The organism is Geomicrobium sp. JCM 19038, from assembly GCF_000698125.1.
In the GTDB taxonomy this organism is placed as follows: Bacteria; Bacillota; Bacilli; order Bacillales; family Marinococcaceae; genus Geomicrobium_A.
In genome coordinates this window covers 1-571 of record NZ_BAXA01000036.1, presented here as the reverse complement: position 1 = coordinate 571, position 571 = coordinate 1, and the positions used below count along the sequence as shown (strand labels likewise).

Sequence of the window (571 nt, the reverse complement as noted above, 5' to 3'; positions counted from 1 at the left end):
TCCAGTGGTACCAGTACTGCCGGTGGCACCAGTCGTTCCAGTGGTACCAGTACTGCCCGTGGCACCAGTCGTTCCAGTGATACCAGTGCTGCCCGTAACGCCGGTCGGTCCAGTACTACCAGTATTGCCGGTGGCACCTGTTGGTCCGGTGGCACCAGTAGTACCCGTGGAGCCAGTAGTTCCAGTGGCTCCAGTACTGCCGGTGGAGCCGGTAGGTCCAGTGGCTCCGGTACCGCCAGTGGCCCAGTCGGTCCGGTGGCTCCAGTACTGCCAGTGGTACCTGTTGGTCCAGTGGTCCAGTACTGCCAGTGGCCCAGTCGGTCCAGTGATACCAGTGCTTCCAGTGGAGCCGGTCGGTCCAGTGATACCAGTGCTACCAGTGGCCCCAGTCGGACCAGTGCTACCAGTATTGCCCGAAGCGCCGGTCGGTCCAGTAATACCAGTATTGCCAGTGGCCCAGTCGGCCCAGTGGTACCAGTACTGCCCGTGGCACTAGTAGGTCCAGTGGTACCAGTGCTGCCCGTAACGCCGGTCGGTCCGGTGGCTCCAGTATTGCCGTGGCACCAATCGA

At 62.2% G+C, this 571-nt stretch carries 1 pseudogene; it reads left to right on the top strand.

Annotated elements, in window-relative coordinates:
* A pseudogene (locus JCM19038_RS25665) lies at positions 1–496 on the top strand (hypothetical protein); the annotation flags it as partial.
* Positions 497–571 lie beyond the last annotated feature (75 nt).